Here is a 25,475-nt window from a genome sequence, read left to right on the forward strand (position 1 = left end):
GCGCCGCTCCAGCGACGGCGGCCGATCGCACCGTTGATCACCTCAAAGCGCCGGACCTCGCCCTCCGGCTCAAGTCTATGGTCAAGCCTGGACACAAAACGACCCTCCAAATCAGGATCGTCACACTGACCGCTCAGACCCCGTCGAAGAAGGTGCGATCGGGACACCGCTTACGATTCAGCACGTGTATCTCGGCCAGTTCGGCAGCCTCCGCACCGCTTGCCACCCGTTCCCCTCGTCCGCCCGGTTATGACAGAGGCGATGATCGAAGAGAGGCTTGCGCTTGAGCAGGACGAGTCACTTGATTCAGCGAGTGAGTTCTCGAGTCTCGATGCGTTACGGCGGAAGGCACGTAAATTGTCCGGGCGCGACCAGTCCAAGGCCTAAATCTGTACGCTCGGCATTCGTTTGATAGGGGAGCTGGGGAACGCTCGCGCCGGCGATCGGCGCCAGCCCACTGTGGGGCTGCGTTGGATGAAGCTCTACGGCGCCGGAAGTCGTTCTTCACGGGAGCAGCCCCGCCAGTGCTTCCTCATCTTCCATATCGTCAAGGTCGATGTCGGCCAGGCTCCTTCGCGAGATCGCAGCCTTAGCTTGGTCACGACCCGGTTCGCTTTCGGACCATATCGCATCCCGGAACACCTGGTGTTCTGGCCCTTCGAGCTCAAGCGCCACCTCCGACGCAGTCGGTGCGTGCTTACTCTGAGTGCTCGGTAACGCGCGTCAATCTTTCAGTATCGCCCGCTTGGCGAATCCATGACCTTGCCGTCCGGCCATATCCGTGGGGTGACCGGATCACAGAACGGCAGGGTGCTGGCTTGGCGGATGGCGTGCGCTAGATGCTCGTTCACCTGCTTCGTACTCGTCTTCAGCCCGTATTTTATGGCTGCTAGGCTCACGGTTTCGTCGACGATCCGGATTGCCGCGGTCACGGTCGCCGCGCACAAGCGAACGTCGAAATCGCCCCGTGACCGATCGAGACGCTCCGCGATGATCTCGACCAGCTGCTCTTCGCCAATATGGCACGACATCAGCCACGCGGTTCGCAATGCCGGCTCCTCCGGCAGCCGGGCGAGGAGCCTGACGACGAGAATACCGTCTGCCAGGTCCTGTGGCGCCATCTTGTCGGGACCGAGGCTCGCATGGAACAGGTCCTCGATCGCGAGGTCCCGGGGCCATTGCCGCAAGATGGCGGCAAACCTGAACGAGGACTGCGCTAACAATGGCTCGACGGCGCTCTCCTTGGATCGAAAGTGCCGCCAGAGGGTGCGTGTCGCGACGCCGGCGGCAGCAGCGATGTCGTCTCCGCTGGTATCGGCAACCCCTCGTTCCAGAAACAGCCGCGCTGCATGCCTGGCTAGCTCCAGGCGGGTGTTTTCGCGGGCAAGACTCCTGCTCATCGCCCTCATGTGCTCCCTAAACCTGAGTCATTCAAGTTGCCATAATTAGGCCATCTAGGGACATATACAACGTCACTTAGTGACATTAATTATGTCTCTGACAAGACAAGGCAGCGCCGAGAGTGGCGATCGCACATGAGGATCGGGCAAAGCATGACTCCCATCGACTATCCGCAGACGCGCCGCGTCGACGTGACCGAGACGCATTTCGGGCATCGGGTCGCCGATCCCTATCGCTGGCTGGAGAGCGATGTCTGCCGCGACAGCGAGGTGGCCGGATGGGCGCAGGAGCAGAATGCTCTCGCGCGCAGCTATCTCGACAAGCTGCCGTCCCAAAACGTGTTCCGCAGGCAGATCTCGGAGCTGTTTGACTACGAGCAGTCCGGCGTGCCGCTCAAGCGCGGCGACCGCTATTTCCACACCATGCGGCAGGGCCTGAAGAACCAGGCTTCGCTCCATGTCAGGCAGGGCGTCGGTGGGCCCGACAGGCTGCTGCTCGACCCAAACGGCTGGTCGCAGGACGGCGCCGACGCGATCGCGGAATGGGATGCCTCGCAGGACGGCGCCTATGTCGTCTATGGCGTGCAGCGCGGCGGTACCGACTGGCGCGAGATCAAGGTGCTCGATGTCGCGACAGGCGCGACCCTGGACGACCTCGTCGAATGGGCCCGCTTCGGCACCATCGCCTGGTCGAAGGACGGGTCGGGCTTCTTCTACTCGCGTTACCCCACGCCCGAACCGGGCACGGAATCGCAGGCGAGCGTCGCCAATCACGCGGTGTATTTCCACCGGCTGGGAACGCCCCAAGCTGACGATAGACTCGTCCATGCCACGCCGGATCACCCCAATTTGCTGCATCTCGCGGGGGTGACCGAGGACGGGCGCTACCTCATCATCCACTCGACGCCGGGATCATCGATGACGATGCTGAGCGTGGTCGATCTGACGGCGGACGATTGGACTGTCCGAACGGTGATCGGCGAGGATTTTGGCGCCGAGTGGTCGGCTTTCGGCAATGACGGCACCACCTTGTTCGTCATCACCAGCCAGGGTGCGCCGCGCCGCAGGATCGTGACGACCGACCTCGCCGAGACTGCGCCGAAGCCGCGCGACCTGATCGGAGAGGATGAGGCCGTCCTTGAACATGCCTCGCTCGTCGGCGGTCGCCTCATGGCCGCCTATCTGGTCGATGCCAGGACCGAGATCCGGCGCCATTCACTCGACGGGACGCCGGATGGCACGGTCGAACTTCCCGGCATCGGCAGCGCCGGCTTCCGCGGCACGCTGGCGGACGACGAGGCGTTCCTGGCCTTCACCAGTTTCAACGCGCCCCTGACGATCTATCGCTACGAGGTGTCCACGCGAACACGGACCGTGTGGGCGCAGCCCAGGGTCGGTTTCGACCTGACCGAAATCGCGGTCGAGCAGCACTTCTATGCTTCGAAGGACGGCACCACGATCCCGATGTTCGTCGTCCGGCGCAAGGGCGCGCAGGCACCGGCGCCAACGCTGCTCTACGGCTATGGCGGCTATGCCATCAGCCTGACCCCGTATTATGCGCCGACACAACTGGCCTGGGTCGCGCAGGGCGGCACCCTGGCGATCGCCAATATCCGGGGCGGCGGCGAATATGGTAGGGCCTGGCACGATGCAGGCCGGCTGGCGAACAAGCAGAATTCCTATGACGACTTCATCGCCGCCGCCGAACACCTGCGCGAAGCGGGCATCGCCCGGCCGGACGGCATCGCGATCCAGGGGGAATCGAATGGCGGACTGCTCGTCGGCGCGGTGACGAACCAGCGTCCGGACTTGTTCGCCGCGGCCTTGCCGGGCGTCGGCGTGATGGACCTGTTGCGCTTCCATCATTTCACCGGCGGAAGCTTCTGGATGTTCGACTACGGCAACCCGGAGGAGGAGGCAGCGTTCAACAACCTGCTGGCGCTTTCGCCCTGTCACAACATCGCCTCCGGCAAATCCTATCCGGCGATCCTCGTCACGACCGCCGATGCCGACGACCGCGTCGTGCCGGGGCACAGTTTCAAATACACCGCCACCATCCAGGCCGCCGGCATTGGGACAAAGCCACGCTTGCTGCGTGTCGAGACCCGCGCGGGCCATGGCGCCGGCAAGCCCCTCGACAAGGTCATCGCCGAGGCCGCCGACATGTGGGCTTTCGCCGCCCATTGGACGGGGCTCGAAACCGGGCGCCCCTGACGACAGACGCCGCTCAAGCGACCCAGATCAAGGAACGGAGATTTCAAATGACCGATTGTCGATCGCCGCCACGTTCATGGCTCGGTGCCGCCCAGTTCTCCCCGAGCATCGCGCCTAGCGCTGAGGCAAGCCAAGCCGCCCCGGCGAGCCTTGCGAGACAATTCGACGGGCAGCGCTCCGCATTCACAATGACCGACGCTAAGCGCCGCCGCCTGATGATGATGCATGAGACGGCGCGCCAGCAGCGCTATCATGAGCGCAGGCGCGGTTACGGCTATGATATCCCGCCTATAGCCGTCCCCACCGCGCCCCGCCGCCGTACGGTTACGGCCGGCGGAATGATCGCTGGTAGCTCATTGCACGCGCGATGGCCTGTCTGAGGAGGTTGGCCTGCCGTCCCAACGAGGCGCGGTCCATTCCGCGCCTCGCAGGTGGTACAGCGCTGGCCTGAATGCCCCCTCGGCCGTGGCGATTGACCACAAAAGTGGGAACCGGTAGGCCGCTGGCGCAGAAATCACCAGGCTGGCCAAAACCCCTTTTCAGCGCCCGGGTATCCATTAGGCCCGAACTAATGCGGTTGTGTCACCGCAGGGCGCCGGTCAACAATCGCCAAAGGAACAGGGCGATCATCGCGACCGCTTAGGGCCATCACAGCGTTGGAAGGGCCGAAGCCGAAGCGTCTTAAAGCGGCGACGGCGTTTCGCGGAGTGCGTGAAGGCCGGCGGCACGTTCGCCACCGTGCGTCTGCCATATTAGAGTAGGTGGCGTCCCCATCCGGTTTGCCGGGGCGGCGCGGACCATGCCCATTGGCTAACGCTCCGAAGGTTCCAGGAGGGTGCCTTGCTGACGTTCTTCCAAGCCGACCAAAGGGCTGGGTCGCGCCGATGCCGTTGAAAAAGTCGTCGTTGCTGCGGGGACGAAGTCCTGATTCAGTCGTCCTTGGGCGGAGGGCGGCGCGATGATGGGTGAACGGCGGGTGGCGCAGGAGGCGCTGTTCTACGAGTTCACGATCAAAAGGGGCGTCGAGATACCGGACCGCCGCATGCGACGCCAGCTTCCAGAAGCGGGCAACGACGGTTATCCCTCACCTGGCTAGGTCCCGCTTACTGACTTGCTCCGCCACTTTTGAACTTCGAGGTCAAATTCGCCAGTCTCGGCGGAACCGACCTGTGGGCCGCCATGAGCTACGATCGCTTTCGGCACGAGAACCAGCTTCGCGCCGGCGCCCTCCTCCAAGTGCGGACGCGCGATGTCCGGTCAATCGTCGATCCCGGCGAATCCGGCCGAGGGTTGCACTCGCGCCTCCCCTCAACGCCTCGTCGCCGTCATGGTCGAGATTGGAATTGGGTTCGTCGAGCACGACGAGGAAGGGCTCGCCATAGAGGGCGCGGGCCAAGCGGACGCGCTGGCGCTGGCCGCCGGAGAGCCGCACCGCCCTCGCCGATGCGGGTGTCATAGCCCTGCTCCAGCTTGAGGATGAGCTCATGGGCGCCGGCGGCGCGCGCGGCTGCGACGATCGCCTCGTCGGAGGGATCCGGCTGGAAGCGAGCGATGTTCTCCGCAACCGAACCGTCGAACAGCTCGATATCCTGCGGGAGATAGCCGAGATGCCCGCCAAGCTCGCTTGCGTCCCATTGATCGAGCGCGGCGCCGTCGAGCCGGACCTCGCCCTTGGCTGGCCGCCAGACGCCGACCAGCGTCGATTTGCCCGATGCGCTCGGGCCGATGATGCCGAGCCCCTGCCCGGCCTCCAGCCGAAGCGAGACGCCGTGCAGGATCGGCGCCTGGCGGCCGGGCGCCGCGACGATCAGGCCATCGGCCGCAAGTTCGCGCCGGGGTGCCGGCAATGCGGTGCGCTCGCGGGCGAGGAAGGCGGGCGAATCCAGCACCTGCTTCAGCCGCGCGATGCCCTGGCGCGACGAGACAAAACCCTTCCAGTTCGCGACCGCGATCTCGATCGGCGCTAGCGCCCGCGAGGTCATGATCGAGGCCGCGATCATCGCGCCGCCCGAGATCTCGCCATGCATCGAGAGATAGGCGCCGAGCCCCAGCACGACCGATTGCAGCACCATGCGAACCCGAAGATTGATATCGACATCATCGTCGAACCGCTCGGCTCCCTGGTCGCTATCGACGTGGTCATTCGTCCGGCTTCCTGTGGTAGTTCGTCACCATCCGAAGCAGGCCCTTCAGGTAGTCCAGCAGGGTCGGCTTGTAGATGCGGATCTCCATAAAGCTCTGGCCGCTCGGGACGCCAGAGATCTCGCCGCGCATCGCCATCAGCCCGTATTTCCGAATGGTCTCCTTAACCTCCTCAAGGCTGACCTCCTTGCCGCCGACCTTAAGCAGGTGGACCAGCTGGCGCTCCTGGAGGCGTTTGCGGATTTGCTGTCCGTTCTCACGGATGATGGTCACGTCGTAGATGGGTTCAGTCGTCTGGCTCATGCGAGTGGCTCTCTGTCTTACCAGCTGAGGTTGTAGCGGCTCTCGCCCGCTTCCCTATCGTAGTCTTCATCCCCGACGAAGCCCGCCGCCAATCGCTGGAGGTATGCTTCCGCTCCTCAAACGCACCGTTCAGGCCCGCGTCGAATGGCTCTACATCGCGCCAGGCAAACCGATGCAGAACGGCTTCATCGAAAGCTTCAATGGCCGCCTGCGAGACGAACTGTTGAACGAGACGCTCTTCTCGTCCCTGTCGCAGGCACGGGCCGCATTGGCCAACTGGCGCACCAGTGCTCGCCCGCACTCCCAGCTCGGTTGGCAGACGTCCACGGCCTTCGCCTCGACCTTCACCCCGCGCCTGGCCCTGGCGACGCGTTATGCGACAAGCACAGCGCCAGAGGGTGTTGTCACGTTAACTCCGGCATGGCGGCAAGCCGTGTAGGTGGGCGTGCATGACCCTGCCGACCATCAGCTACAAGCGCCATCGGTTCCCTCAGGCAATCATCGCCCATACGGTGTGCCTGTATTTTCGCTTTCCCCTGAGCCTTCGCCTGCTGGAGGAGATGCTTCTGGGGCGCGGCATCGCCGTCTCCTACGAGACGGTGCGGCGCTGGGCCTTGAAGTTCGGGCGGGATTACGCCCGCCGGCTCCGGCGGAAGAAACCGGGTCGGCGCGACATCTGGCATCTCGACGAGGTCGTCGTCACCATCGCCGGAAAGAAGCATTGGCTTTGGCGGGCGGTCGATCAGGACGGCTATACGCTGGATGAGATCGTCCAGACCCGGCGTGGCACCAAAGCAACGCGGCGCCTGCTGATACGCCTTCTTCAGAAGCCGGGCTGTGCGCCCCGGCGAATGATCACCGACAAGCTCGGCTCCTATGCCGCCGCCCGGCGCCAGATCATGCCGACGATCGAGCGTCGCGCGCACAAGGGCCTCAACAACCGCGCCGAGAACTCACACCTGCCGCTCCGAAAGCGCGAGCGGACGATGCAAGGCTTTCGATCCCCGGGAGGCCTGCAACGTTTCGTCGCGATCTTCTCCGCCGTCCGCAATCTGTTCGTCCCGTCCAGGTCCCGTCGCTCCGCCCTCGCCACCCATCTGCATCGTCTGCGCGCCATGGCGCACTGGAAAGCCGTGGCCGCCGTCACCGCCTGAGCCTCTCACCGGGACAAATGCGCCTCACGGCGCCGGCCAGAAGTTAACGTGACAACACCATCAGGACACCTCCAAGTTTAGGCTAGGCGCTCCAATTTCGGATAGCTGGTTTGCCCCACCACCGATCTCCGGCAGGGCATTCAGATGATTCAGATGGTTCTTGGCAACGTTAGCGGTTCGCTATCGGTAAAGCAGCAAGGGCATATATCGCAGACGTAAGATGGTCTGCGGTATTTCCCGCCAATCTCTTTTCCCGATCGTTTCCTCGCAAAACAGACCAACCCTCGATCAACGCCACGATAAGCGTCGCGCGTGATCGAATACACTCGTCACCGTAATCGTGCGGCAAACATGCTTTAATCAGTGCGCACACGCGGTCGATGTAGCCGGTATAAAACGATACCAATGCATCGTTTGCCGTAGCATCCCGACCTGACAGCGCCCATAGCTCCCAAAGCAGTTGGCAATCGTCGCGCTCCTTTTGCTTTCGTAGCACGAATTCAACCGCGCCTTCGAGGTCAGATGGCGCATCCTTCATAACAGCATCCCACTCTTGGAGATGGGATTCCACTACTGCAGCGAGCACTAGATCAATCTTCTTGAAGTAGTACTGTACGTGACTAAGCCCAATGCCTGCTTCAGACGCAATCGCACGCATCCGAAAGCCATGCGCACCGTCTCGGACCAAGACCCTCAGCGCCGCCTGTACGATTGCATTCCGGCGTTCCTCGCCTCTGTCTAGCATCTGCTTCCCTGTTTCGAATTCACCGTAGCGAATAAACGGCACTTGTTCAAACGACCAATTTTCATTATTGGTCATTTGACCAATGATGGAGTTTGATCGTGACACCGCGAAAAATAGTGCTTGTTGGGGGCAGCGGAGTGGTTGGAGCCCAGGTTGCCCAAATCCTCAAACGACGACAGCCGTTGACGGATCTAGTTATCGCCGGTCGTCGCATGGAAGCGGCGCAAGCGGTCGCAACCACGGTGGGCGGAAGCGCTCTCAGCATGGATGTGGATGCAGGTAGTCTGCCCGATGCCCTCGATGGGAGTATCATTGTTGCCATGACAAACGATCCACATGATCGCCTTCTTAAGTACGCACTCAGGCGGGGACTACCTTATGTCGATATCACACGCTGGACCGGGCGCGTTAAGCAGGCGCTCGTTACCGTAGCCGCACAGGGTCCCTTGCGAGCACCTGTCATTTTTGCCTCTGCGTGGATGGCGTCGATATCTGGATTGTTGGCGCGTGACGCTTGCCGGGATCTCGCTGTGGTCGACAGCATTTCGATGGATATTCTTTTTGCTGTAGCCGACCAAGCTGGTCCCAATTCAGCAGCCTATATGGACCGGCTTTCAGAGCCATTTTACACAATAGAGGAAGGCGAATGGGTACGTCGCGTCGGATTGCTTGATGGCCACATGGTAGAATTCTATAAAGCTGGGAACTATAAGACCTACCGTTTTGACACGCCAGATCAAGCCAATCTGCCACAACTAACCGGAGCCCTCACCGTCGATGCCAGAATCGGTTTCGATGACGTAAAAGCGACAACCTTGCTTCATCTGCTCGTGCGCAGTGGAATTTGGTCGCTATTGTCGCGGCCGATGTTCGATAACGTTCGTCGCTCTATCCTATACAACCCGGGGCCAGGTGCCGCACATCGAATTAGAATTTCCGCAAAGGGCCGAGACGGCGCCGGCAAGTCCGCAACGGAATCGGTGCATATTATCGACCCAGCAGGACAAACGCACCTGACTGCTCTCGGTGCAGTGCTGCAAGTTGAGAATTTGCTGAGCGCAGCGCCTCCTGCGGGGAGTTATCTCGGAGAAGCCCTCCTCGATCCCGCATACGTTTCGAGGCAGCTACAGAATGAAGGTGTAGGTATTTATCAGGAAGCTGCAAAATGACTGGACCTGTGCGGTGCCGGCCGAAGCAACTTTCAAAACGTCGCCGCCTCGGCAGTTCGGAGGCCGCCCGAGAAGACAATCACGGTTGCTCTGAAGTGGCCTCAAAGAGTGGGATTGGCGGCAGCCACCGCCGACATCCCCGTTGCACGTTGTCGCGTCGTGACGAGAGAAGAAATCCTCGCGTCTTACCTACACACGATCTGTGTCGACGGCTCGGGCGGTGTGCTGCTGACGAGAGCCATCAGACGTCAGGACCTCTTGCCCTTCTTCGAGCAGCTACCGCCATGCCTGGTCGGGCTTGAAGCTTGTGGCTCCGCCCATCATTGGGCGCGTAGGCTGATCGGCTGTGGTCATGATGTGCGGCTGATGCCGCCGGCCTACGTGAAGGCCTATGTCCGGCGCCAGAAAAATGATGCAGCAGATGCAGCGGCAATCTGCGAGGCTGTGACCCGGCCATCCATGCGCTTCGTGCCGGTACGCTCGATCGCAAAAACCAGGCTGCACTCATGCACCATAGGGTCCGCGAGATCCTCGTCGCCCAGCGGACGCAAATGCTGAATGCCCTGCGTGGCCACCTGGCCGAGATCGGGATCATTGCCGCGCAGGGACCGAACAACGCCCGCAGTCTGGCTGCTCTCATCGGTGGGGGCGACGAGGCGGAGATCCCGTCCACCGTGCAGACGGCCCTGGCTCCGCTCGTGCGCCAGATTGAACATCTCGACGCGGAGATCGCAGTCAGCGATGACGCGATCGAACAGCTCGCGAAAGAGAATGAGACCGCCCGGCGCCTGATGACAGTGCCTGGCATCGGTCCGGTGACGGCTTCCGCCATCGCTGCGACGGTGCAGGATATCTCGGCATTCGAGGGGCCGCGCGCGTTCTCCGCCTCTATCGGGTTGACGCCTCGACAGAACTCGTCTGGAGGCAAGGAACGGTTGGGGCGGATATCCAAGATGGGAGACCGCTATCTCCGCAAACTTCTCGTCGTCGGTGCATACGCGGTGTTGCGTCAACGCCGCAAGGGCGAGGACGCTCTGAGGACATGGGCAAGCCGGCTCCTGGATACCAAACCCTTCAGGGTTGTGGCCATCGCCGTAGCAAACAAGCTCGCCCGCATCGCGCCTTCGCGCTGATGCGAGGCGGTTCTCGCTATCGCGGCGCGGCCGCATAACCAGCGGCTTCAAGGCAACGCGTCAAGCAATCGAGGGTGACCATGAGGTGATGTGAGCGAGCAGAAGATCCGCAGAGCCTGCAGCATAGTCGGAGCCTCGAGCTCGCTCTCTTGATCAGGTCAGCGGATCAGCGGAATCCATCAGGGCCGGCGGATGACACCATCCGCAGCGACAGGCCGAAGACATGACCGCACCCGCGACCTTCACATGACCGAAGCCGAACCCTTGATCCGCAGGCGCCGTCCAGACATGACTATGCTGTGCTGTATCGCTCGACGGACCACCTCTGTCGTCGTGGCGCTCCCATGGTGAACCTGGCCCATAGCGCATCCTTCCACTCACGCGAAAAGACTGCACCATCAAAGCACGGGATCAAACACCTAGGCCCTGCCGAGTTTTGCCGCCGGCGGGGCATTTGCTGGCATCGGACACCCCGTTCCTCCCACAGAACCGCGCCGCGGATAGCGTGGTAGGCGTGCCAGTCAGCATAGCTGGCAACGCGAATGAGGGCGTGTTCCATCGAACAAGATTAGCACGTGGACTACCGCTTCCCATCTCGCCTGATCGAACGTCAGCTTCCGAACCAAGACCGAAGGGGCAAATTCGACCCAGAGCCGAAGTTGGCTCTGTGCCACTCGACGTGCCATATATCGACGGTGATCAGCTTACGAGGCTGCTCGCTCGGAGAGCAAAGCTTGACGTGACTATCCTGCGATGGCTCATCGGCATTCCGGTTCTGCTGGTTGCAGGCTGGCTGACTTTCATCCAGCCGAGTTTCGAGCACCGTTTCCGCATTACGCTGGAGGTGGACACGCCGGAAGGCCTGCGCAGTGGCACGTCGGTCTGGTCCGTGAACTGCACTGAGCCACTCGGAGGTTTCCTTCGGAGTATGACGGGTGGTTGCCAAACGCGCGGCGAGGCAATCGTCGTGTCGCTACCTGATGGCCGGGCCTTGATCGGCCTGATGGCCTTCGGATCGCGAGTTGAGATAGCGGATATCTATGACACCGCCCCGCGAGCCTTTGGGTTTCGGGGATCAGGCGCAAATGGTGGCTGGTTTTCACAGGCCCCCAGTTGGACTGGGACGCAGTTGCTGACCAATGGACTAATCCCCGCCCTCGTCACCTTCGCTGACCTAGGAAACCCTAAGACTGCCCGATTGCTGAGCCCGTCGAACGACGATTTCGCAAAGGAGTTTGGCCTCGGCTATCGCTTCAGGAGGGCGATGCTGGAAATGGTGCCCGTCGGGATTTGGCCGCTCAACCGCGTTGGCATCACAGGGGTGCCAACCGCGACCGGAATCGATGTGAAGCTGCCGTGGCTTCTTGCCGCAAAAAACTACGGCTATCTGAGTGGGCGCAGCGGTTGCAATCCATGGACCGAGCTTTGCCTGCATTCAGGTATGTTTACTAGGCGTTATTGAAGGGCCGCTCTCCACCCAGAGCAGACTGAATCCTCTTGGCGCGATTGTCGCAAAACGCGCTTAATCCCTGACGAACTGCCAGAATTCAGTCTGAAAACGGGGTGGTATGTTTCGCATAACGTTGCGCAACTCCGCGCGATGCGACGTAAGAAAAGGAATCTTACTCACGATACCCTTGGTCGCTGGCGCTCCCCAAAGTCCGACGAGGTTGAGCGGCCAGATGCCGGTCGGAACCATCCCGAGAGTGATGCGCTCCAATCGATATCCCGGACCGAAAGCCTCAGAAAAGCCGGCGGTCGTCGGTTCGACCGCGCGCACCGAGGCAGGATCGCTGAGATCGGTGATCGTGACAAGCGTAGGCACCAGTTGAGACAACAGCGTTGTGGAGCCGGCGCTCAAGGTGAAGTCACACTGACGAAGGCGAGGCGTGAGCGCAGGGAGGTCCTTGTTTATGAACCCCGCCTTTTCCATCGCATAGTACGCAACGTAGTTCGGCTGATCTGCGCCGTCTCCGTGTTTACCTCCCGCCATGAGTGCGACAACGTTCCGTTGCCGATCTGGCTGTTGCGGCGCTCCGGCAGGGCAGCGACCCTGTTCGTTCACGGCAAGCTTCCGCCTTTGGCTTCCTTCACCATGCGGCGGGCATCCATGAGATCGGCGACGAGGTCTTGACGGCGCGCAGTCGGAAGCGCCGGATTGGTTGAGCGCCACAACCTGCCGGCGACCATGAAATACCCCCGTTCGGCGTTGTCGGATGATCGCGCCGGTCGGTCAATTCGGATACTCGCGGGCGAGCCGATCATAGGGGTCCTCGGCTGCGGCGTCGCCGGTCATGGCGCTTTGGTGACGAGCACCCCGCCGAAATGTCTGACAAACGCACGCGCCAAGCCTCGATCCTCGAATGCGATGCGGACCGTCTCCGATCCGGGAACGCGGTCGAGAACACGGAAGCCGATTTGCCAGTCACTCGCCCTATCGCTGGATCCAGGCGTTCCACGCTTCCAGCATGCGCGCCTGGTTGGCAGCGATCCAGGCCGCGTCGTGCTTGACGATGGCCTTGAAGGCATCCGGTGAGTTCGGAATATTCGCACGCGCCGTCTCGCTCATCATCGAAACTGCAGCGAGGCTGGGCGGCGTGACGTTGAGACGTTCGGCCAGCTTGGCCTGAACCTCGGGGCTGTCGAGATAGAATTTCAGCAGCGCTTCCGCTCCGGTCGAGTTGGGACCGTCACGCAGGATCTGCATCATATCAGCGAGGAGAAACGCGCCGTCATAGGACACTGCGACCGGCTGACCTTCCGCCTTGAGCGCCGAGGCGCGCGTACCCCAGATCATGCCCATCACATATTCGGCGCTGCGAAAACCCTGTTGGCTCTGGTCGCCGGTCCGCCACCAGAGCTGGATCTGCGGCTTAATCTCGTCGAGCTTCTTCAGGGCCCGATCGACATCGAGGGGGAATAGCTTGTCGGCCAGCACGCCGTCGGCGAGCAGCGCTGCGGCGAGCACTCGCCAAGGATCGTTGAAACTCGGCAGGGCGCGGGGGCCGGGAAAGCGCGAAACATTCCAGAAGTCGGCCCAGGTTCCAGGGCGTCCGTCCTTGAAGCGCTCGGCGTTGAAGGCCAGCAGTGTTGCATTGAAGGAGATCTTCACGCCGGCGGTATCGCAGGCTTTCTCAGCGAGATCCGTGCGGGCCTCGAAAGCTTTGCAAAAGGCGGTCAGGTCGCGTGAGAAGGCACGATTCTGCGCGGACTCCGCGATGATGTCGACATTATTGATGATGTCCCAAGTCACCTTGCCGGCACTGGCCATGGCCTGTGCACGGGTGCGCTGCTCGGAATCGGTGGCGGTAACGGTCGTCACCCTGATGCCGGTCGCCTTGGTGAAGGCTTCGAACCAGACCTCCTTCAGCGCACGATCATATGTGCCTCCGGTCGTGGCGACCACGACCTCGCCGGTCTGCGCCACGGCCGGCGATGCCAATGCGCAAGCGAGAGCGACTTGTCTCGCGATTCTCAAGGCGGCCTTCTTACTCGCCGAACGACCCCGGCTCGTCAGCTGTCCCATGCTGAATATCCCCTCTCGTTGCTTGTCGACTTGGCAGTCGAACTCAATCAGCCCTCATGAAGCTCATGCGAGCTGGCCGAAAATCCGTGCGGTAAGACGTGGCTCGGAAATGGCGTCCTCGGGATGGATCGGCCGGCGCTTGGCGAATGGCAGAAGGCCCGGTCGATAGTTCGAGATGCCCGGCGTATCGACCACGAGGCAGGGGCCGATCGTCTCGAACGAGATCTTGAAGTGGTAGCCGGACTTGACCACCACGACGTCCTTGTCGGCGAGATCGATGCCCTGGCTGCGGAAGGCTGCAGGATCCTGAGTGAAGCCCGGGAGGCTCATGGCGAGGACCGTGAGCTTGCCCGAGCGCAGGATCGCCGTATCGCCGAGCATCGCCGGTTCGTTTCTGAGATAAGGTCCATCCTGCACGAAGCGGCCGTCGCCGAGCCCGGCGACCTGCCAGCGACGCCGGAACGGCTCGACGCCGGAAGAGAGCGCTCCGCCGAGCGGCTCCTCGATCTCGGCCCCGATGCCCGCCTGCCGCGCGGCGACCACGATGGCGGGATCCGTGACCGGAACGACGGCCTCGAGCTCCGGCCAATGAGCCGCGAGTTCGGCCAGAATGGCGGTGCCGTCCCCCGGCGTCCCCGCGAGGACGCGATCGCCCTGATCACCGAGGATGACCGGGCGAGCGATGCGTCCTTTCGCGACGGCCGACAGCGCGTCGCGAAGTGGCATGAAGTCCGAGACGAAGGCGTCACGCTGTTGCCAGAACAGCGTCGCGAGCTCTACCGCCGCGGCCCGGGCTACCTCCGCATCGCTGTCGGCGATCGCCGTGATGCATTGCCGCCCGTCCGGCACGTCGACCAGCGTCGTGCAGTTGTAGATCGAGATGTCGAGAAGCCGCGGATCGGCCGCCATCATCTCGCGTCGCTTGGCGTGCAGTGCGGCGAGCGGGCCGCGCCCGGTCTCCATCTGCGCCCCGAAGATGAAGGGCAGCCAGACGGAGGCCGTGACCGGCGCGACCCGTCTCTGCAAGGTCTCGACGAGCAGACCGGCCGCACGTTCGCCCGCGAGATCGTAGTCGGTGTGCGGGTTCTCCTTACAGGCCACGACGATATCGGCGCACTCCAACATGGCCGGCGTGACATGGGCGTGCAGGTCCAGGCTGACGGCGATGACAGCTTGCGGTCCGAGCGCCCGGCGAGCGGCGGCGATCAGCGCGCCTTCCGGGTCGTCGAGACTCTCCGTGACCATGGCGCCATGCAGGTCGAGAAAGACACCGTCGGGCCGCTGCGCTTCGAGACCGCTCAGGATCTCGGAGCGGAGACTTTCGAAGACCGTGTCCTCGACCGGCCCTCCGGGCGGTGCGACGGCCGAAACGCCTGGCAGGATATCCGCCCCGGCAGCAGCGAGCGCTCGGCAGCCGCCGGCGAGCGCCGAACTGCCTTGCGACACCTTTTCGAGCAGAGCTTCACCGTGCACGGTCGCGAAGTTGGCAAGCCCGGTCTGCAGGCGGCTGAAGCTGTTTCCTTCGTGAAAGATGCTGGAAACCAAGATGCGCATGGTGGAACCGCCCCGCGAGCTCACTGCTGAAGCCAGGCATTCCAGCGGTCGAGGATCGCGGTCTTGTTGGCGTTGATCCAATCCGCGTCCGGTACGACGAGATTGCCGAACACGTCTGGAGCCAGCGGCAGGGCCTTTTGCGCGTCGGCGCTCATCATCGCGGCGGCCTTGCGGCTCGTCGGTGTGCAGGTCTGCGCTTCGCAGCGGCGTGCCTGGCCCTCGATGTTATCGACGTAGAATTTCAGGAAGCGCAGCGCGTTCTCGCGATTGGGCGCTCCCTTGATCAGGGCCCAACGATCTCCGACGAGAACGGCCTGGTTCTGGCTCCAGTCCAAGGGCTGCTTTTCGGCCCGTAGCGCCGAGGCGCGCGTCTGCCAGATCATGCCCATGACATATTCGCCGTTGCGAAAACCCTGGACGCTTTGGTCGCCGGTCTTCCACCACAGCGCGACATGCGGCCGGATCTCGTCCATCTTCCGGAAGGCCCCGTCGAGATCTAGCGGGAACAGCTTGTCGACGGGCACGCCGTCGGCCAGCAGAGCGGCGGCGAGAACGCGCCATGGATCGTTGAAGTTCGGCAGCGAGCGCGGTCCGGGGAAGTCCTTGACGTTCCAGAAATCAGCCCAGCTGCGCGGCTTTACGCCGGGAAACTTCGCCTCGTTGTAGACCAGCAGCGTCGTGCCGTAGGCGGCGAGCAAGCCGGTCGGCTTGCATGCGCCGGGCAGCAGATCGTCATTGCTTTTCAGCGGCTCGCAGAAGCTGCCGAGCTCTTCCGTCAGGGCGCGGTACTCGTCCGACGAGGATTGGATATCGCCGGCCTGGAAAATGTCCCAGGATACGCTTCGCGCCGTGACCATCGCCTTTACGCGCGCGACGGTCTGCGCTTCGGCTCCCGAAACCGGCCGAACCCTGATGCCTGTCGCTTTTTCGAAGGGCTCGTAGAAGTGTTTGCGTAGTTCCTGTTCCTGCGCGCCACCGGTGGTGGCGATGACGAGATCCTTCCCGGACTGGGCACGGCCGGCGACAGGCAATGCCAGAGCGAGCAGCGGCAGCAGGAACAGGCGATGCGGATGAGCCATGTCGATCTCCCAATGGTCAGGCCGGGGTGAATTCGCCGCCGTTGATGTCGAGGATCGCACCGTTCACGAAGCCGGCTTCGGGTGCGCAGAGGAAGAGAACGGCGCGGGCGATGTCCTCCGGTCGGCCAAGGCGGGCGGACGGAATGCGCGAGAGCGCGGCCTGGTTGGCGGGCGAAGAGGGATCGCCGGTCATCTCGGTGACGATCCGGCCGGGCGCGATCGTGTTCGCTGTGATGCCGTGCTGCGCGTATTCGGAGACAATCGAGCGCGCGAGGCCGGCGAGCGCGGCTTTCGAGGCGGCATAACTCGCTCCCGCGATCCGCGGCTGCGTGCGCCCGGCGAGCGAACCGATCAGCACGATCCGGCCGTGCCGGCGCGCTACCATTCCGGGCAGCACCGCCTGGCAGCAGAGCATCGCTCCGGTCAGGTTGACCGAGAGCACGTCGTTCCATTCGTCCAGCGGGATTTCAGCGAGCGGCGCGCGGCCGCCCTGGCGTTTCGGCGAGAAGCCGGCATTGCAGACCAGCGCGTCGATGCAGCCCAGCCGCGACGAGACATCGCCGAAAAAGGCCAAAATGGCAGCAGGATCGCGCAGATCCAACGTGTCGGCGAGGACGGCGCTGCGATCGAAGCGCCCGGCCAGGGCCTCTTCGGCCTTTTCCACATGCGCGCGCCGCTGGCTGAACAGGGCGACTGCCCAGCCGGCTTCGAGAAGAGCCTCAGCCGTGGCGAGGCCGATCCCCGAACTGCCCCCTGATACGACCGCGACGCGACGAGTGCTCTCCATCAGACGAGTTCCGCCTCTTGCGGCGCCTCGTCCAGGGTGCCGTCATAGAGCGAAATCGCCGGATGCGCGTCGGGATCGGTGGCGATCTCGATCAGCGTCGGACGGTCGCTCTGCAGCGCCGCACGCAGCGCGGGTAGGATTTCCGTCGCAGCCTGGACGTGGACGCCCTCGCAGCCGCAGGCGCGAGCGATTGCGGCGTGATCGACCGGCGCGAAATGGCACGCCGTCGTATAGCGGCCGAACTTCACCGTCTCCGCATCCTTCTGATAGCCGAGGATACCGTTGTTCAGGACGATGACGGTCAGCGGGATGCCCATCCTGACCATCGTTTCGAGTTCGGCCCAGGAATGGGCGAAGCCGCCATCGCCGACGAGTGCGACGACCTTCGCCGCCGGTCGTGCGACCTTGGCCCCCATCGCCAGCGGCAGGCCCCAGCCGAGGCCGGCGAGACCGCGCGGTGTCAGGAAGCGCATGCCCGGCGCGAGGCCACGCAGCTGTCCGACGATCCACATCGAGGAATAGCTGGCATCGGCGGCGACGATCATGTCAGGCGTCAGCAAAGTCTGCAGCTCAGCCATGACGCGCTCGGGCCGGATCGGGCTGGCGTTGTGCCCCGTCAGTGGTGCGCGCCGCTGGTCGAAGCTGACCCACAAGCCCGCGATCCGCTTTTCTAGTGCGGGGCGAGCCTGCGCACGGCGGGTCAGGTCGACCTTGCGGAGCGCTTCCGCGAGTGCACACAGCGTCTCCGCCGCATCGCCGACGAGCCGGAACGCCTCGTAATTTCGGCCGATCTCCTCCGGATCGAGATCGATCTGGATCAGGCGCGCGCCGCGCGGCACCAGCCGCCAGCTGTCGGTGCCGTTCTGGTTGTTGCGCGTGCCGACCTGAAGGATGAGGTCGGCCTCGGCGAGCAGTTCGCGGCTATGCCGACCCAGCGATGTAGGACCGGTCAGCGCTCCGAGGACGCCGCAGGACAGCGGGTGATGCTCGTCGACCGCGCCCTTGCCCATGTTGGTGGTGAAGACGGGCAGCGAAGCCAAATCTTGCAGCGCCGCCAGAGCAGCCGGGGCGCCCTGCGACAGCGCGCCTCCGCCGGTCATGACGACGGGGTTGTTTGCCTCGGCGATCAGCCGAGCTGCCTCCTCAACGGCCGCCTGCGCCGGGCGCACCCGGTCGATAGGGAACGTTCCGTAATTCGCTGCGCGCGAAACCGCAGGGGCAGCGACCGGCTCGCGCAGGAGATCGGCTGGCAGCAGCAGTACGGCCGGCCCCGGACGCCCGCTCGCGGCCGCGACGAAGGCGGCGTCTACATAATCGTCGACGCGATCAGCGCCGCTCAGCTTGCGCGTCCATTTCGCGCAGGACGAGAACAGCGCCACATGGTCCAGTTCCTGGAACGCATTCTTGTCGACCTGATGCCGCTCGACTTCCTGGACGAGGGCGACGATCGGGATGCTGGCCTTGAGCGCCTCGGCGAGGGGCGCCACGAGCAGGGTCGCGGCCGGGCCGTTCTGTGCGGCGACCACCGGAACACGGCCCGATATCCGAGCGTAACCGTCGGCCATGGCGCCGCCCATGTTCTCCTGGCGATAGGCGATCTGGCGTATGCCGATGGCCTCCGCCGCGAGGATGACGGCCGAAGGCAGGCTCTGGCCGAAGATGACCTCGACGCCGTGACGCTTGAGTGCGCGTGCGATCGCCTGGGCGACGGTTTCGGTCGGCTTGGTCATGCTGCGAGACTTTCGATCAGGTCGCCACGGGCGGCGAGGAAGGCATCGAACACCGAGACGACATGGTCGACATCGTCGGTGGTCATCGGCGTCGAGAGGCAGGCTGCGGCCCCCACGGGCAGGATTATTCCGGCTTCGGCGAAGAAGCGGCTGAGTTCCTTAGCGGCATGGGTCTGCGCAGCGTTCGGCGTCGCCTCGCGGAAGTCGTTCGGCAGCGCGGCTTTCGGGTGAATGCGGAACAGCGACGCCGCGCCCGAAACGCAGAACGGAGCGTGGTGGCGCGCGATGGCGGTGACGAGTTCTTTCCGCAGCCTGTCGCCCAGACCTTCGAGATAGGCAAAGGCGGCCTGATCGAGCGCCTTCATCGAGGCGAGGCCGGCGACCATCGAGAGCGGGTTGGCCGAGAATGTGCCGCCCTGCGGCAAAAGCGGCTTGCCGCCCGAAGCGTCGAAGACGTTCATGACCTCGCGCCGCCCAGCGATCGCGCCGATCGGCAGTCCGCCGCCGATGATCTTGCCCAGGGTGATGAGATCGGGCCGAAGCCCATAGCGGGCGGCGGCACCTTGATAGCCCTGCCGGAAGCTCAGCACCTCGTCGGCGATGATCAAGATGCCATGCTTGGCCGCAGCCCGCTGGATGGCTTCGATGAATTCGGGCTTCGGCCCGATCAGGCCAGCGCGGCTCGGCATCGGGTCCAGGACGATCGCGGCGAGCCTGCCGGCATTGGCCGCAAGCAGCCTCTCGGCGAGCTCGGGATGGTTGAAGCGGAGGGTAACCACGTCCTGCAGGACCGAAGCCGGCATGCCGCGATAATAGGGCACCGCGTTAGGCGCGCCTTCCGCGCCCCAGTTGCTGGGGACGCTGGACTGGCTGACTTCGACCCAGTCATAAGCGCCGTGATAGGCGCCCTCGATCTTCGCGATCGCCGGACGTCCCGTCACAGCTCGCGCGGCTTTGATCGCAAACATCACGGCCTCGGAGCCGGTATTGACGAAGCGGATCGTCTGGGCGCCGGGCACGCGCCCGCAGATCAGTTCGGCCAGATCGATCTCGGTCAGCGTCGGGTTCGCGAAACAAGTTCCCGACTGCAGCTGACGGGTGACGGCATCGATCACCGGACCAAACCGATGGCCGTGGATCAGGGTGGTGAAATTGCCGTTGAGATCGAGAAAGCGCCGTCCGTCGAGATCCCGCAGGAAGGCGCCTTCGCCGCTTTCCATATAGCGCGGAACCGGGTCGCGCTCGATCGTGACTCGTGTCGTTCCATCGACGAAAACTTTCCTGGCGCGCTCGAACGCGAGCGTCGAGGTGCTGCCTATCGAATTATGTCCCTGGGGTGTCGCTGCGGTCATTGCTCTCATGCGTCCAGGGCCGCCAAACCGGCGGGGCGTAGAGAGCTAGCCTCATATTGATGTTTGATGCAACAAAAATATTTGCGGTTGTTGGCGTCCTGGGCTCATGCCTGTGCATCGATCTTGGCTTTCAAGCGGACATAGCCGTCGCGGATATCCTGCTCCATCGCAGCGCGCACCTTTGGTCCGTCCTTAGTACGTAGTCCGTCGAGCGCCGACATGTGGTTCGAGACACCCCGCCGATTGGTGGCGAAATCGGGGTAGAGGCCATTGAGCGACGGCCCCACCCGCAGCCACAGCGATTCGATCATGCCGACCAGCCGGGGCCATCCCGCCAATCGGTAGATCAGGAAATGGAATTCGCGATTGGCACGAAGCACCTCGCGATAGTCGGCCGTGTCGAGCCCGGCGTTGATCTCGCCCTGTAGCCGCTCCAGTTCGGAGATATGGGCCTCCTCGACATGGCCGACCGAGCGTTCCGCCGCCAAGCCTTCCAATGCGATACGCGTCGCCGCGATCTCGTCGAGCGCTTCGAGCGTAAGCGAGGGCAGGACGACCGTCTTAGGGCCTTCGTTGACGAGCGCCCCTTCTGACAGCAGCCGATTGATCGCGTCGCGGGCCGGTGTCGTGCTGACACCCAGCGCTGCAGCGACCGATCTGACGGTCAGCTTCTCGTTGGGCGGAAACGAGCCGGCCACGATGATCTGCTTGAGCCGGTCATAGGTGAGTTCACCGAGATTGGATTGTCGAACGATCGGTGAAACGACCCCCGCCAGCGGATGCTCCGACATGTGATCCTCATGTTGTTGTCTGATGCGTCAAATAGCGGGCTCGCTGCCATCCCGCCATACCGAAGGAGTTGACAAGCCATAAATGATACATCAAACGTCAAAAATAGCGATGCGCCGCCAGCAGGCCGACCGCCAGCGCACTCACAGAAAAAGATGGGGACCATGAACAGGATGCCGGAGAAGCACGCGTTCTCGCCATTCGGACGGGAGACATCGATCAAGGGTGAGGCGATCACCTTCACGGGGATCACCAAACGGTTCGGTGCGGTGGTCGGAGTCGATCATATCGATCTCAAGGTCGAACCGGGCGAGTTTCTGTCGCTCCTGGGGCCCTCCGGTTCCGGCAAGACCACGCTTCTGATGATGCTCGCCGGGTTCGAGACGCCGAGCTCGGGCTCGATCACGTTGGGAGGTCGAAATCTCACTCATGTGCCGCCGAACAAACGCGGCATCGGCATGGTCTTCCAGCGCTATGCGCTGTTTCCTCATATGAGTGTCGCCCAGAACGTCGCGTTCCCACTGAAGATGCGCGGGCTTGGCAAGGATGAGGTGGCGCCGCTGGTCGAGCAGGCGCTCGCGCGTGTCAGGCTTCAGGACTATGGCGCCCGTATGCCCGCCCAGCTCTCAGGTGGCCAGCAACAGCGTGTCGCCGTCGCGCGTGCCCTCGTGTTCCAACCGCCGGTCCTGCTGATGGACGAGCCGCTCGGAGCCCTCGACAAGAAGCTCCGCGAGGAGCTGCAGATCGAGATCAAGAAGCTTCATGAGAGCCTCGGCATCACGATCATCTATGTGACGCACGACCAGGAAGAGGCGCTGACGATGTCCGACCGCATCGCGGTCATGGATCAGGGGCGGATCCAGCAGCTCGGCAGCCCGGTTTCACTCTATCACGAGCCCGAGACCGGCTTCGTGGCGGACTTCATCGGAAAGATGAACTTCCTGAACGGCGTCATCACGGGCATGGGCGATAGCGAGGCGATCATTGAGGTCTCGGGACAGTCGATCACCGTGCTCCGCTCGCAGTTTGGCGGGCGCGGCGACCTGAGCACAGGAAGCCCTGTGCGAGTCGCCGCGAGGCCCGAGACCTTGAGCACGACGCAGAGCCCCGACGGCGCGATCTCGGGAGAGATCGAAACATCCATCTTCCTCGGCTCGCATCGCACGCTGATCGTCCGGATGAAGGACGGAACCCAGCTCCAGATCCAGAGCTCGTCGGCCAAAGGCGCCGACGATGCCGATCTTCGCGGCCAGACCTTCGTCAGGCTATCGGCCTCGGCCGTCCGCATCTTCTCAGGCGAGGGCTGAACGATGGCGGCCGCTGCTACCGCTCCCTCCGATCGCGACTTCGCCGGGCAATTGTCCCGCCCTGCCTCCGTCATGCTGGCGCTGCCGCTCGTGCTCTTGCTGGGCCTCGCCTTCCTGCTGCCGGTCGCGAAACTCTTGATCGGCAGCGCCTTCACTCCCGGGCCGACTGCCGAACATTATCTGCGGATCGCGCAGGAGCCGCTGTTCCTGCGCATCCTGCTGCGTACCGTCCAGACCGCGGCGATCGTGACCATCCTCGCCATCCTGCTCGGCTACCCAGTCGCTCTTGTGATGTCCCGTCTCGACGGGCGCGCGGCGATGCTGGTAGCGGCCTGCGTGCTGATCCCGCTCTGGACCAGTGTCCTAGTCCGCTCCTACGCCTGGATCGTGCTGCTGCAGCGAACGGGGGTGGTGAACAATGCGCTGATGAGCTGGGGCCTGATCGATCAACCGCTGCGGCTGATCTACACGGACGGCGCGGTCATCATCGCGATGGCCCACGTCCTGATGCCCTATATGATCCTGCCGATCTTCGCGGCACTGCGCTCGATCCCGCCTGAACTCGATCGCGCGGCACGCAATCTCGGCGCCGGCCCGTGGCGCAGCTTCATTGCGGTCCCGCTGCCGCTGAGCCTGCCGGGCATCTATGCCGGCTGCATCATGGTGTTCATCCTGTCGTTGGGGTTCTACGTCACGCCGGCCTTGGTCGGCGGCCCGCAGAACCAGACGATCGCGACGCTCATCGGGCAACAGGTTACCGAATTACTGAACTGGCCATTCGCCGGAGCGCTCGCCGGCGTGCTGCTGGCGGTGACGCTGGGCCTCGTCGGGCTGTTTAGGCGGTTCCTCAATTTCGGGAAGGCGATCTGATGACGACCCTGACCTCACACGCTGCGGCGAAGCAGCCGACCGTGTCGTCGCGCCCCACCATTCCTCCTTCCGTGGGACGCTGGTGCCTGAACGGCTTTGTCGGACTCGTCCTGGCATTCCTGCTTCTGCCGACCCTGCTCGTCGTCCCTATGTCGCTGGGCGAAGCGTCGTACATACAGTTTCCGCCGCGCGGACTGACCCTGAAATGGTACCAGGCCTATTTCGCCGATACTGACTGGATGAGCGCGACTTGGTTCAGTCTACGGATCGCGTTTGCGACGACCCTCACCGCGACTGTCATAGGGACGCTGGCAGCCTTCGCACTGATCCGTGGCAACCTGCCGGGAGCCCGCGCTCTGCAGGCACTAACTCTCGCTCCCTTGATCGTGCCGCACATCGTGCTCGCCGTGGCGCTCTACCTCGTCTTCGCCCCGATCGGCCTGACCGGCAATTTCCTCGGCTTCGCGGTTGCCCACACGATGCTGTCGGTCCCTTATGTGATGCTGACCGTCACGGCCGCTCTGCAGCGGCTGGACCCGGCCCTTGAACTCGCGGCGCTCAATTGCGGCGCAAGCCGTGCTCAGGCCTTCTGGCACGTGGTGCTGCCCAACATCGCGCCCGGCGTCGCAGCCGGCGCCGTCTTCGCATTCCTGGCCTCTTTCGATGAAGCGACAGTCGCCTTCTTCATTTCCGGCATCGAAGGCAAGACCATCACGCGCAAGCTCTTCGAGGACATCGACTATAACCTGACGCCCGTCATCGCCGCGGCGTCGACCGTGATGGTCGTGCTGTCTCTGGTCCTGATGGGCGGCGTCGAATGGCTCCGGGCCCGATCGGCGCGCACTGCAATCTGATTCCTAGTTCGACGCGAGTGCCCCGAGGCCACCATGCTGAAGCTGAATGATCCGTCGCTGCTGAAATCGCAGTGCTATGTCGACGGCGCCTGGATCGGCGCGGGCGTCGATGCGGTCGACAATCCCGCGACCGGCGAGCTGCTGGCCAAGGTGCCGCGCTTCGGCGCCGATGAGACCACCGCTGCGGTCGAAGCCGCCTCGCGCGCCTTCAAGCCCTGGGCGAAGAAGAGCGCCAAGGAGCGCTCGGTGATCCTGCGCAAATGGTTCGACCTGATCATGGCGAACCAGGAGGACCTGGCGCAGATCATGACCGCCGAGCAGGGCAAGCCGCTGAGCGAAGCGCGCGGCGAGATCGCCTATGCCGCCTCCTTCGTCGAGTTCTACGCCGAAGAGGCCAAGCGCATCTATGGCGAGACGATTCCCTCGCCCTTCCCGAATTCGCGCATCATCGTCCAGAAGCAGCCGGTCGGCGTCTGCGCCGCGATCACGCCCTGGAATTTCCCGGCCGCGATGATCACGCGCAAATGCGCTCCCGGCCTCGCCGCCGGCTGTACCTTCGTGGTCAAGCCGGCGCCGGATACGCCGCTGACGGCGCTGGCTCTGGTCGAGCTGGCCGAGCGGGCCGGTTTCCCCAAGGGCGTCATCAATCTCGTCACCGGCGATGCGCAGGCCATCGGCGGCGTGATGACCTCCCACCCGGCCGTGCGCTTCATCGGCTTCACCGGCTCGACGCCGGTCGGCAAGCTCCTGATGCAGCAGGCCGCCTCGACGGTGAAGAAGGTTGGCCTCGAGCTCGGCGGCAATGCGCCCTTCATCGTCTTTGACGATGCCGATCTCGACGCTGCCGTGCAGGGCGCGATCATCGCCAAGTACCGCAACATGGGTCAGACCTGCGTCTGCACCAACCGGCTCTTCGTGCAGGACGGCATCCATGACGATTTCGTCGCGAAATTCGCCGGCGAAGTCGCAAAGATGAAGGTCGGCAACGGTGCCGAAATCGGTGTCGTGCAGGGGCCGCTGATCAATGAGCGCGCGGTCGAGAAGGTCGAGCGTCATGTCGCCGATGCCGTCGCCAATGGGGCGAAGGTCGTGGTCGGCGGCAAGCGCCATGCGCTCGGTCGCACCTTCTTCGAGCCGACCGTGCTTGCCGGCGTCACCACGAAGATGCTGGTGACGCGCGAGGAAACCTTTGGCCCGCTCGCTCCGGTCTATCGCTTCACCAGCGAGGACGAGGTCGTGGCCATGGCCAATGACACGCCCTTCGGGCTCGCCGCCTATTTCTACACCCGGGATCTCGGTCGCGCCTTCCGCGTCGCCGAGGAGCTCGAATACGGCATGGTCGGCATCAACTCCGCCATCCTCGGCAC

21 protein-coding genes and 3 pseudogenes are annotated in these 25,475 nt (G+C 63.5%); 11 read left to right on the forward strand and 13 right to left on the reverse strand.

The genetic code is table 11. The features are described 5' to 3' along the window. Nucleotides 1-731: 731 nt before the first annotated feature. On the reverse strand, nt 732-1,409 hold the full coding sequence (locus AB4099_RS34115) for a TetR/AcrR family transcriptional regulator (RefSeq protein WP_441481360.1): 678 nt from the start codon (nt 1,407-1,409) through the stop codon (nt 732-734). 144 nt (nt 1,410-1,553) lie between these two features. Between AB4099_RS34115 and AB4099_RS34120 the strand changes: the two genes are divergently transcribed. Then, the gene (locus tag AB4099_RS34120; RefSeq protein WP_441481361.1) at nt 1,554-3,614 is read left to right on the forward strand and encodes a prolyl oligopeptidase family serine peptidase; all 2,061 of its coding nucleotides are present in this window, start codon (nt 1,554-1,556) and stop codon (nt 3,612-3,614) included. 958 nt (nt 3,615-4,572) lie between these two features. Next, the gene (locus AB4099_RS34125; protein WP_441481362.1) at nt 4,573-4,710 is read left to right on the forward strand and encodes a hypothetical protein; all 138 of its coding nucleotides are present in this window, start codon (nt 4,573-4,575) and stop codon (nt 4,708-4,710) included. Nucleotides 4,711-4,842: 132 nt separating this feature from the next. Here AB4099_RS34125 and AB4099_RS34130 read toward each other — a convergent pair. Then, a pseudogene (locus tag AB4099_RS34130) lies at nt 4,843-5,689 on the reverse strand (ATP-binding cassette domain-containing protein); the annotation flags it as partial. A gap of 64 nt (nt 5,690-5,753) precedes the next feature. Beyond that, nucleotides 5,754-6,059: a hypothetical protein gene (locus AB4099_RS34135; RefSeq protein WP_441481363.1), complete on the reverse strand. Its 306-nt coding sequence runs from the start codon at nt 6,057-6,059 to the stop codon at nt 5,754-5,756. Nucleotides 6,060-6,183: 124 nt separating this feature from the next. Here AB4099_RS34135 and AB4099_RS34140 point away from each other — a divergent pair. Beyond that, a pseudogene (locus tag AB4099_RS34140) lies at nt 6,184-6,498 on the forward strand (integrase core domain-containing protein); the annotation flags it as partial. Between the two features lie 10 nt (nt 6,499-6,508). Further along, nucleotides 6,509-7,213, forward strand: a complete 705-nt coding sequence (locus tag AB4099_RS34145; RefSeq protein WP_441481364.1) for an IS6 family transposase — start codon at nt 6,509-6,511, stop codon at nt 7,211-7,213. 169 nt (nt 7,214-7,382) lie between these two features. Here AB4099_RS34145 and AB4099_RS34150 read toward each other — a convergent pair whose 3' ends face one another. Further along, nucleotides 7,383-8,033: a TetR/AcrR family transcriptional regulator gene (locus AB4099_RS34150; RefSeq protein WP_441481365.1), complete on the reverse strand. Its 651-nt coding sequence runs from the start codon at nt 8,031-8,033 to the stop codon at nt 7,383-7,385. A gap of 23 nt (nt 8,034-8,056) precedes the next feature. On the opposite strand from AB4099_RS34150, the gene AB4099_RS34155 reads away from it, so the two are divergent. From AB4099_RS34155 to AB4099_RS34165, 3 genes and pseudogenes are all read left to right on the forward strand, one after another. After that, on the forward strand, nt 8,057-9,127 hold the full coding sequence (locus AB4099_RS34155) for a saccharopine dehydrogenase family protein (RefSeq protein ID WP_441481366.1): 1,071 nt from the start codon (nt 8,057-8,059) through the stop codon (nt 9,125-9,127). A 159-nt stretch (nt 9,128-9,286) separates the two neighbouring features. Beyond that, a pseudogene (locus AB4099_RS34160) lies at nt 9,287-10,298 on the forward strand (IS110 family RNA-guided transposase). Nucleotides 10,299-10,999: 701 nt separating this feature from the next. Further along, nucleotides 11,000-11,722, forward strand: a complete 723-nt coding sequence (locus AB4099_RS34165) for a hypothetical protein (RefSeq protein ID WP_441481367.1) — start codon at nt 11,000-11,002, stop codon at nt 11,720-11,722. A 60-nt stretch (nt 11,723-11,782) separates the two neighbouring features. On the opposite strand, the gene AB4099_RS34170 is transcribed toward AB4099_RS34165, so the two are convergent. From AB4099_RS34170 to AB4099_RS34210, 9 genes are all read right to left on the reverse strand, one after another. Then, nucleotides 11,783-12,325, reverse strand: a complete 543-nt coding sequence (locus AB4099_RS34170; protein WP_441481368.1) for a hypothetical protein — start codon at nt 12,323-12,325, stop codon at nt 11,783-11,785. Then, on the reverse strand, nt 12,322-12,525 hold the full coding sequence (locus AB4099_RS34175) for a hypothetical protein (RefSeq protein WP_441481369.1): 204 nt from the start codon (nt 12,523-12,525) through the stop codon (nt 12,322-12,324). The genes AB4099_RS34170 and AB4099_RS34175 overlap by 4 nt, the downstream gene beginning before the upstream one ends. 169 nt (nt 12,526-12,694) lie before the next feature. Further along, on the reverse strand, nt 12,695-13,738 hold the full coding sequence (locus AB4099_RS34180) for an ABC transporter substrate-binding protein (protein ID WP_441481370.1): 1,044 nt from the start codon (nt 13,736-13,738) through the stop codon (nt 12,695-12,697). 111 nt (nt 13,739-13,849) lie between these two features. Continuing rightward, nucleotides 13,850-15,340, reverse strand: coding sequence for a M81 family metallopeptidase (locus AB4099_RS34185; protein WP_441481371.1), 1,491 nt, complete (start codon nt 15,338-15,340; stop codon nt 13,850-13,852). Between the two features lie 20 nt (nt 15,341-15,360). After that, the gene (locus AB4099_RS34190) at nt 15,361-16,419 is read right to left on the reverse strand and encodes an ABC transporter substrate-binding protein (protein WP_441481372.1); all 1,059 of its coding nucleotides are present in this window, start codon (nt 16,417-16,419) and stop codon (nt 15,361-15,363) included. 16 nt (nt 16,420-16,435) lie between these two features. Continuing rightward, the gene (gene fabG / locus AB4099_RS34195) at nt 16,436-17,206 is read right to left on the reverse strand and encodes a 3-oxoacyl-ACP reductase FabG (RefSeq protein ID WP_441481373.1); all 771 of its coding nucleotides are present in this window, start codon (nt 17,204-17,206) and stop codon (nt 16,436-16,438) included. Next, nucleotides 17,206-18,936 carry an acetolactate synthase catalytic subunit gene (locus AB4099_RS34200; protein WP_441481374.1) on the reverse strand — a complete coding sequence of 577 codons (1,731 nt, stop codon included), beginning with the start codon at nt 18,934-18,936 and terminating at the stop codon, nt 17,206-17,208. Before AB4099_RS34200 ends, fabG begins: the two co-directional genes overlap by 1 nt. Beyond that, nucleotides 18,933-20,288: an aspartate aminotransferase family protein gene (locus AB4099_RS34205; RefSeq protein ID WP_441481375.1), complete on the reverse strand. Its 1,356-nt coding sequence runs from the start codon at nt 20,286-20,288 to the stop codon at nt 18,933-18,935. The genes AB4099_RS34200 and AB4099_RS34205 overlap by 4 nt, the downstream gene beginning before the upstream one ends. 104 nt (nt 20,289-20,392) lie before the next feature. Beyond that, on the reverse strand, nt 20,393-21,079 hold the full coding sequence (locus AB4099_RS34210) for a GntR family transcriptional regulator (protein WP_441481376.1): 687 nt from the start codon (nt 21,077-21,079) through the stop codon (nt 20,393-20,395). A 162-nt stretch (nt 21,080-21,241) separates the two neighbouring features. On the opposite strand from AB4099_RS34210, the gene AB4099_RS34215 reads away from it, so the two are divergent. The 4 genes from AB4099_RS34215 to AB4099_RS34230 all read left to right on the forward strand — a co-directional run. Next, the gene (locus tag AB4099_RS34215) at nt 21,242-22,384 is read left to right on the forward strand and encodes an ABC transporter ATP-binding protein (protein WP_441481377.1); all 1,143 of its coding nucleotides are present in this window, start codon (nt 21,242-21,244) and stop codon (nt 22,382-22,384) included. Between the two features lie 3 nt (nt 22,385-22,387). Next, the gene (locus tag AB4099_RS34220; RefSeq protein ID WP_441481378.1) at nt 22,388-23,254 is read left to right on the forward strand and encodes an ABC transporter permease; all 867 of its coding nucleotides are present in this window, start codon (nt 22,388-22,390) and stop codon (nt 23,252-23,254) included. Then, nucleotides 23,254-24,108: an ABC transporter permease gene (locus tag AB4099_RS34225; protein WP_441481379.1), complete on the forward strand. Its 855-nt coding sequence runs from the start codon at nt 23,254-23,256 to the stop codon at nt 24,106-24,108. The genes AB4099_RS34220 and AB4099_RS34225 overlap by 1 nt, the downstream gene beginning before the upstream one ends. 33 nt (nt 24,109-24,141) lie before the next feature. Next, on the forward strand, nt 24,142-25,475 hold a 1,334-nt coding region (locus AB4099_RS34230), incomplete at its 3' end, for an NAD-dependent succinate-semialdehyde dehydrogenase (RefSeq protein WP_441481380.1).

Origin of the sequence: Allobosea sp. 2KB_26 (genome assembly GCF_052115715.1) — a bacterium.
Taxonomy (GTDB): Bacteria; Pseudomonadota; Alphaproteobacteria; order Rhizobiales; family Beijerinckiaceae; genus Allobosea.